The sequence below is a fragment of the Streptococcus sp. DD04 genome (genome assembly GCF_001578725.1).
In the GTDB taxonomy this organism is placed as follows: Bacteria; Bacillota; Bacilli; order Lactobacillales; family Streptococcaceae; genus Streptococcus; species Streptococcus sinensis.
Genome location: NZ_KQ968977.1, coordinates 233,247 through 240,909, shown reverse-complemented (window position 1 = coordinate 240,909; position 7,663 = coordinate 233,247). Strand labels below are relative to the sequence as shown.

Sequence of the window (7,663 nt, the reverse complement as noted above, 5' to 3'; positions counted from 1 at the left end):
GATAGCTCATAAGATTTCCTTTCGTAACTAGTTGGTTCAATTCTATTTTACTAGAAAATCTTATGAGTTTTTATTGTGCACTTATATTGTAGACTCAAGGATGTAAAATAAACAAAGAGTCTGGGACAAAAAGATTTCAATTTTTAAAAATCTTAATTATTAAGTCCTTCAAATATATAATTAAATGCGAAAAGCGAACAAAGCAGAATTCTGATTACCAGAAAACTAGTTTTGTTCGCTTTTTATATTTGAGCTCGGACTTTTGTCCCAGACTCTTTACTTTGTTACAATCTGTGTAAATTTCAGCTTATTTCATCGTTGGGAAGAGTAATACATCGCGGATGGTAGTGACATCCGTTAGCAGCATTACCAGGCGGTCGATACCAATACCGAGACCTCCAGTTGGTGGCATACCGTATTCCAGTGCTTCGACATAGTCATAGTCGATACCAGTTGCTTCGTCATCACCCAGTTCTTTGGCTTTTGCTTGTGCTTCAAAACGAGATAATTGGTCGATTGGATCGTTCAACTCGGTGAAGGCGTTGGCATATTCTTTGGTCATGATGAAGAGTTCGAAACGGTCTGTGAAGCGTGGGTCTTCTGGGTTTTTCTTAGCCAGAGGTGACACGGCAACAGGATGACCATAGATAAAGGTTGGTTGAATCAAGGTTTCTTCGACAAATTCTTCAAAGAAAGCATTGATGACATGACCTACGTCGGTGAAGTGCTGTTCAAGCGGAACTTTCTTTTCCTTAGCCAAGGCAGCAGCTTCTTCAAAGCTCATATCTTGCCAGAAGTCTACGCCAGTGATTTCCTTGATAGCATCCACCATGTGAACCCGTTTGAAAGGCTCGTTAATCTTGATTTCAGTGCCCTGATAGTTGACAGGCCCGTCGCCATTTACAGAAATCGCTGCATGTTGGATAATGGCTTCTGTCAAGTCCATGATATCTTGGAAGTCTGCATAGGCTTGGTAAACTTCGATAGAAGTGAACTCAGGGTTATGAGTGGCATCCATACCTTCGTTACGGAAGATACGACCAATCTCATAGACGCGCTCCATACCGCCGACGATGAGACGTTTCAAGTGAAGCTCAGTCGCAATCCGTAGCACCATGTCAATGTTTTGAGCATTGTGGTGAGTAATGAACGGACGAGCAGCAGCACCACCTGCTTCATTGTGGAGAACAGGTGTTTCAACTTCGAGGAATCCTTGGCCATCAAGATAGCGGCGGATTTCTGAGATGATTTTGGAGCGAGTGACAAAGCGTTCAAAGCTCTCACGGTTGGAAATCAAGTCCAAATAACGTTTGCGGTAGATAGTTTCGACATCTGTCAGACCGTGGAATTTTTCAGGAAGCGGGCGCAGGGCCTTAGACAAATGAGTGATGTGTGTTGCTTTGATAGAAAGCTCGCCCATATCGGTCCGCATCACTTCACCCTCGACACCTATGAAGTCACCCAAGTCAGCTTTTTTGAAAATCTCATAGTTTTCTTCACCGACTTCATCCTTACGAACGTAAATTTGGATTTGGCCTTCACGGTCTTGGATGTGGGCAAAGCCAACTTTACCTTTTCCGCGTTTGGTCATGAGACGGCCAGCGATAGTCGCAGTTTGGCTCAATTCATGTAATTCTTCTTTGGATTTGTCGCTGTATTTTTCTTTGAGTTGAGCAGAATTCGTAGTACGCTCAAAACGTTTTCCGAAAGGGTCAATCCCTTGCTCAGCCAGCGCAGCCATTTTTTCACGACGAATAATCTGCTGGTCATTTAATTCTTCAATATGTTCAGTAGTCATTTTCTTCCTCCTAAGGGCTTTCCTTCCTATTCTATCATAAACTAGAAGGAAATTCAGCAATAATTACCTATAAAAATAGAAAAAACTGCGATTTTTATAGGTTCGCAGTCTTATCTTCAACTAAATAATCTAAGTTATTCCAAGTAATCAATTTAAAAGAGTCAAAGTCATCTGTTTCTAGAATGGTGACGCTAGCATTGGCCAATCCGCCGTCCTTACGGAGAAGGGAGACTTCATAACCCAGCAGCGTACGAATGCTGGCAGTTAAGTTAGCGCCGTGACCGACGATCAAAACTTTCTGATAATCCTTTTCTTTCAGCGTTTTGATGAAAGAGGTGGTACGGTGAGTGGTCTGGTAAACGGACTCAGCATCAAATAGATTGTGGTTGAATTGGGCTAAATTGTGGCGGAATGCCCACATCTGCTGAGGATAAGCGGCTTCGGTAGCAGCAATTTTCGCGCCTTCCAGTTTGCCAAGCCCCCATTCTCTTAGCTCTGAAATGGGAATAAGGTCCGGTGCAAAATGGTTTTCCTGCTGAATGATTTTAGCGGAATGAAGGGCTCTAGGCAGGTCACTGCTGTAAATCTTATTAAAATGAGTATCGGATAAATGCTTTCCCAGTGTGTGCAGTTCGTCAATAGCTGTTTGCAGCAAAGGGGAGTCTCCGTTTGCGCCTTGGAAACGCATTTCTAAATTCCATTCAGTTCTTCCATGTCTGATAAAATACAGTTTCATATAAAATCAATGCCTCGCTCTATTTCATATACATATAAATCTATAATAAACTGAAATGTTTGATTCAGCAAATTAAAAAGTATAGGATTAATCTTCTTTTAAATCTGCAAAAGTTGCTTGAACAAAATCCGCTAAATCTTGGGCCTTGATCTGAATGCTGCGTCCGACCTCACCAGCAGAAACAATAATACTTTCGCGACTCAGAGCTGTTTGGTCAATGAAAATTGGGAAGGGATGTTTTTGGCGAATTCCGACAGGATTATTGGCACCGTGAATGTAACCAGTCGTTTTTTCTAAATCTTTCTGCGGAATCATACTGACTTTTTTATTTCCTGAAATTTTTGCTAATTTCTTTTCCGAAAGATGTTCAGTGATGGGCAGGATGCCGATGACTGTTCCTGTTTTATCTCCGTTTAAAGCCAGTGTTTTATAAATTTGCGAGCGGTCAAATTCCTCTGTCAGGCTATCATCTAAAGCATTAATTTGCAAGCCTAGGTGATTGATTTTTGCTTTATTTAAGATTTGCTCGACCAATGTTTTTTTAGTTTCGTTTTTTTAGCCATTATTTATATTTCTCTTCTAACTGGGACATCCAGATTCCTAGCCAAATTCCTAATCCAAAGAAAAAGGCAGCGAGAACCAAAGTGAAAACAGATACGCCAGCATAGCTAATGCTCTCGCTATTTCCTGCTTGTGGAATGACAATTAGTAGGGTGCTGGACAAAACGATTCCGATGATAAAGTGGTAAACTCGGGAATGATAATTTTTTAAGATATAATCCATAGCTTTTGAAAAGAGAATCAGAGCCAGAGCGCCACCGATGCCGATTGGCAGGAAGGTACCAAATATATCCAAACGCTTGAAGCCTGTTAACATGGGTGAGTAGAGCCCTAAAATCAGCAGAAGATTTGATGGGCTGAGACCGGGAACCAGAACTCCTAAAGCGATAAGAGCACCTGCTAAAACAAAGGATAAGAAGTTAGCTGGGAGTGTTCCCACCATTCCATTCAGTGAATAGAGGAAGACCCCCGACAAGATAAAGCTAAGCCAGAAGGTAACAGTATCAGCTCGATCTCTGTCGGATTCTTTGACGGACTCTTTTATCAGACTAGGAATTGTTCCGATAATAGCTCCAGCAAAGCCCCAGAGAACGATAACCTTGTAATTATCCAGTAAGAGATTGACTGGATAGGAGAAAGCTGCAATCCCTAAAACCATCCCAATAGCTACAGGAGTGAAGTAGAGAACATTCTCAACAAAATTTTCTTTAATGTGGGCTAAAAAGCGAATCATCCGCTCATAAATCCCTAAAATAGCAGCTAAGACACCACCTGAGACACCAGGTAAGATAAAGCCAAGTGCAATAATCATTCCTTTTAATATTCTTGTAATCCAAGAAACCATGTGAAACTCTCCCTTTTTTACTTTTTCATTAGGCTATTATACCATAAAATAGAGTATTTTCTGAAAAAAGTAGGAGAAAATCACGACAAATGTATGAAATATTCCCTCCTAAAGAAAAGATAGTTTGAGAGGTTAGGAAGAATTTCAGCTTCAGTAGTTTCATAGTTGAGCCCTGTAAGACGCAAGCCACCTGACTTGTTTCAATGATGATAACACCGTCGTTGGATTTGTCAAATTTTTTTGGCTTAAACTGAAAAATTTCGAAATGAGAGAATCAAAAATTCTTAATTTTTGGGGGTTTGTCTTTTTCCATCTTGTCCCTTACATTTTCATACTCTTAATCTTCTCTTCGTCTGGTGTGACGCGCAGGGTTTTCTGGCCCGTATAGGTGACAAATCCTGGCTTACCACCGGTTGGTTTGTTGAGCTTTCTAGTCTCAATCATATCTACTTGGACCAGATTAGAGAGTCTGGCTTTGGAGAAGTAGGCCGCTAGCTCGGCAGCGTCAGTCTTGACTTCATCGCTGGGCTTAAGATTGCCTGTGATGACCACATGACTACCTGGAATATCCTTGGCGTGGAACCAAAGTTCGTCTTTCTTGGCTATCTTAAACGTCAGCTCATCATTTTGTAAATTGTTGCGGCCAACCAGGATAATGGTTTGGCCATCTGTTGCCAAATATTTCTCCGGTTTCTGTCTTTTCTGGATTTTCTCTCTCTGGCGTCGTCGGATAAAGCCAGTCTGGATGAGTTCCTCCCGAATTTCCGCAATTTCAGTCAAGCTGGCCTGAGCAAGGGCGGTTTCAACGCTCTCTAGATAGAGAATCGTAGCCCGTGTCTCCTCAATCAAGCTGGTCAGGTGTTTGACAGCTTCCTTGAGCTTCTGGTAGCGTTTAAAATAGCGCTGGGCATTTTGATTGGGGGTTAGGGCCTTGTCAAGCGAGATCATAATCTTCTCGCCTGTGTAGTAATTGTCCAGCTCCACCTGATCCTGATCGTTTGGCACCTGGTGGAGAAAAGTTGTTAGAAGTTCTCCTTTTTGTCGGAATTCTTCTGCATTCTCAGTTGCTAAGAGCTCTTCCTCTTGCTTGCCCAGCTTTTTGTGGTTCTTCTCCAACTCATTTTCCACCCGACGGATAAGCTCGCTAGCCTGCTGGTTGACCCGATCGCGCTCCGCCTTGTCCTTATAGAAAGTGTCTAAAAGCTCGGATAACGTGGACATTTGGGTCTTACTGTCGGAAAATAGCAGTGCAGAGAAAGATTTTTCGGTCAGGCTTGGTTGGGTCGGACTGGCAAAGAAGGCTCGGAAAGTTTTGAGCTTGTCAGCCGTCAGACGGGCACCGAGCTCAGTAGCGGTATCCCGACCCAATCCCTGAAAAACTTGCTGTAGGCGTTTGGGCGCTAAGTCCTCTGTCTGCAGGATTTCAAAGAGCTTTTCATCACCGATGGTGAAAGGATTGCGACTGCCTGTTTGAGGCGGTGTGAGATAAGTAGAGCCCGGCAGGATAGTTCGATAGCTATTCTGAGAAAATCCGACGTGTTTGATGGCTTCAATAATCTTACCGCTAGCTTTATCCAAGAGAATGATATTGCTGTGCTTGCCCATGATTTCGATGACCAGAGTCACAGCCACGCTATCTCCAATTTCGTTCTTATTGGAGACGCTGATTTCCAAAATTCGGTCATTGTCCACCTGCTGGATTGCTTCAATGACGGCGCCTTGCAGGTATTTGCGCATGACCATGATAAAGGTATTGGGAACAGCTGGATTTTCAAAAGTAGTCTCTGTCAGCTGGACGCGCCCAAAGACCGAGTGGGCTGACAGGAGCAGCTTGTGACTTTTGCGATTGCTGCGAATCTGTAAAACCAGCTCCTGTTCAAAAGGTTGATTAATCTTTTGGATGCGGCCGCCCAGCAATTCGCGGCGGAGCTCCTCTGTCATGTGGTGTAAAAAAAATCCGTCGAAAGACATGTTTTTCTCCTTGAAAGTTGCTAAAGAAAATTATAACAAAAAACCAAGCTAAAAGCTTCTAAAGTCTCGTTAAAAAGCAATTTAATTTTTGCCTATAACTGCCTCTATAAATCAAATCCGAACATTTTATAAAATTTTTCAAAAAGGTCTTGACATCCTTTCAGGAAAAACTTAAAATATAGAAAATTAGAAAAGTAGTAAATGTATTTGTTTTTAGCGAGCTTGTGGTTGGTGGAAATGAGCAGCAAATCTTTACGAAATTGGGCTAATTGATAAATATGAATTTGAAACAATAAGAATTCGGTAGGCACACCTTACAGTGCAGCTTGTTTGATGACAAGACAGAGATATGGGGGAATACTAGCTATTTTTCCATAATTGAGGTGGTACCGCGATTTACGCCCTCACACAGAATACCTGTGTGAGGTTTTTTTGTTGCTTATTATAAAAAATAAGGAGAATTGCCCATGTTTAAACGATGGCGTCCCTAGGGATTGAATAGAAAAAACGAGATAAAGAAATGGAGAAAGAACATGAAGAATAAACGTTTAATGACTATCTTAGGCCTTCTGGCTGTTTTGGCAATCGGTGGGATGGCTTATTCCAGCTTTAGCAGCAAGAGCAACGCTACTAATACCGGCGATGAGAGTAAGACAGTCAAGGTTGGTGTCCTCCAGTATGTTAGCCACCCTTCCCTTGATTTGATTTACAAGGGAATTCAGGACGGTCTAGCTGAGGAAGGCTATAAGGGCGACAAGATTAAGATTGACTTTATGAATGCTGAGGGCGATCAGAGTAAGGTCTCTACCATGAGCAAGCAGCTTGTTGCCAATGATAATGACGTGCTGATTGGGATTGCGACTCCGTCTGCACAAGGATTGGCTGCGGCTACTAAAGACAAGCCTATCGTTATGGGAGCTGTAACGGATCCAGTCGGAGCAAATCTTGTGAAAAATCTGGACAAGCCAGGAAGCAATATCACTGGTGTCTCTGACCACAATCCAGCTAAGCAACAGCTAGAGCTGATTAAAAAATTGACTCCAGATGTCAAGACTATTGGTGTACTCTACTCTAGCAGCGAAGACAACTCTAAAACTCAGGTGGAAGAGTTCAAAAAATTGGCTGAAGAGGCGGGCTACACGGTAGAAGAATATTCTGTTCCTTCAACCAATGAAATTGCTTCAACCATGAATGTCATGACTGGCAAGGTTGATGCTATCTGGATTCCAATTGACAATACCATTGCGTCAGCTTTTGCGACAGTTGTGTCCAGCAATAAAGAAGCTAAGAAACCGATTTATCCAAGTGCGACAGCCATGGTAGAAGAAGGTGGCCTTGCATCTGTCGTTGTAGACCAGTATGACCTAGGTGTTGCGACAGGGAAAATGGCTGCTAAAGTCCTTAAAGGTGCCAAACCTGCTGACACTGCAGTAGATATTTTCGATACAGGTAAATCTGTCGTAAATACAAAAAATGCTAAAGAACTCGGTATCAGTATACCAGAAGATGTTTTGAAAGATGCTGGCCAAGTTATTGAATAAGACTCAAAGAAGTTCTGTCTAATTTAGATAGGGCTTCTTTTTTAATATTTTATTCAATGCTTGAAACGCTAGTAAATTCAATTATTGATCTCCGAGAAAGGTTTCGTAATTTCTAATCTCAAAAATCCAGACACATACTACACAAGAAAATGTACCTTTGTCAATGATGTGAGACCAAACGAAAGTTATCTAAAAACTTGATATGGTATTCG

General features: G+C 42.0%; 5 protein-coding genes, 1 pseudogene and 1 other annotated feature. Of the genes and pseudogenes, 1 reads left to right on the top strand and 5 read right to left on the bottom strand.

All coding sequences use genetic code 11. The features are described 5' to 3' along the window. Positions 1 to 307: 307 nt before the first annotated feature. The 5 genes and pseudogenes from lysS to STRDD04_RS03880 all read right to left on the bottom strand — a co-directional run bounded on the left by lysS (position 308) and on the right by STRDD04_RS03880 (position 5,910). Positions 308 to 1,798: a lysine--tRNA ligase gene (gene lysS, locus STRDD04_RS03900; protein ID WP_062199518.1), complete on the bottom strand. Its 1,491-nt coding sequence runs from the start codon at positions 1,796 to 1,798 to the stop codon at positions 308 to 310. 94 nt (positions 1,799 to 1,892) lie between these two features. Continuing rightward, positions 1,893 to 2,534 carry a histidine phosphatase family protein gene (locus STRDD04_RS03895; RefSeq protein WP_062199516.1) on the bottom strand — a complete coding sequence of 214 codons (642 nt, stop codon included), beginning with the start codon at positions 2,532 to 2,534 and terminating at the stop codon, positions 1,893 to 1,895. 87 nt (positions 2,535 to 2,621) lie between these two features. Beyond that, positions 2,622 to 3,097 (bottom strand): annotated as a pseudogene (locus STRDD04_RS03890) (aminoacyl-tRNA deacylase). Further along, positions 3,097 to 3,939, bottom strand: coding sequence for a DUF368 domain-containing protein (locus STRDD04_RS03885; protein WP_062199509.1), 843 nt, complete (start codon positions 3,937 to 3,939; stop codon positions 3,097 to 3,099). Before STRDD04_RS03885 ends, STRDD04_RS03890 begins: the two are co-directional and overlap by 1 nt. A 321-nt stretch (positions 3,940 to 4,260) precedes the next feature. Continuing rightward, on the bottom strand, positions 4,261 to 5,910 hold the full coding sequence (locus STRDD04_RS03880; protein ID WP_062199507.1) for an Rqc2 family fibronectin-binding protein: 1,650 nt from the start codon (positions 5,908 to 5,910) through the stop codon (positions 4,261 to 4,263). 172 nt (positions 5,911 to 6,082) lie between these two features. Beyond that, positions 6,083 to 6,319 (top strand) — a binding site (T-box leader). Between the two features lie 124 nt (positions 6,320 to 6,443). On the opposite strand from STRDD04_RS03880, the gene trpX reads away from it, so the two are divergent. Then, positions 6,444 to 7,451 carry a tryptophan ABC transporter substrate-binding protein gene (gene trpX / locus STRDD04_RS03870; RefSeq protein ID WP_062199503.1) on the top strand — a complete coding sequence of 336 codons (1,008 nt, stop codon included), beginning with the start codon at positions 6,444 to 6,446 and terminating at the stop codon, positions 7,449 to 7,451. Positions 7,452 to 7,663: the final 212 nt, after the last annotated feature.

What these genes read in the sequence shown, in the direction of transcription:
- lysS (WP_062199518.1), bottom strand. Translation starts at nt 1,798, where the DNA reads ATGACTACTGAACATATTGAAGAATTAAATGACCAGCAGATTATTCGT.
- STRDD04_RS03895 (WP_062199516.1), bottom strand. Translation starts at nt 2,534, where the DNA reads ATGAAACTGTATTTTATCAGACATGGAAGAACTGAATGGAATTTAGAA.
- STRDD04_RS03885 (WP_062199509.1), bottom strand. Translation starts at nt 3,939, where the DNA reads ATGGTTTCTTGGATTACAAGAATATTAAAAGGAATGATTATTGCACTT.
- STRDD04_RS03880 (WP_062199507.1), bottom strand. Translation starts at nt 5,910, where the DNA reads ATGTCTTTCGACGGATTTTTTTTACACCACATGACAGAGGAGCTCCGC.
- trpX (WP_062199503.1), top strand. Translation starts at nt 6,444, where the DNA reads ATGAAGAATAAACGTTTAATGACTATCTTAGGCCTTCTGGCTGTTTTG.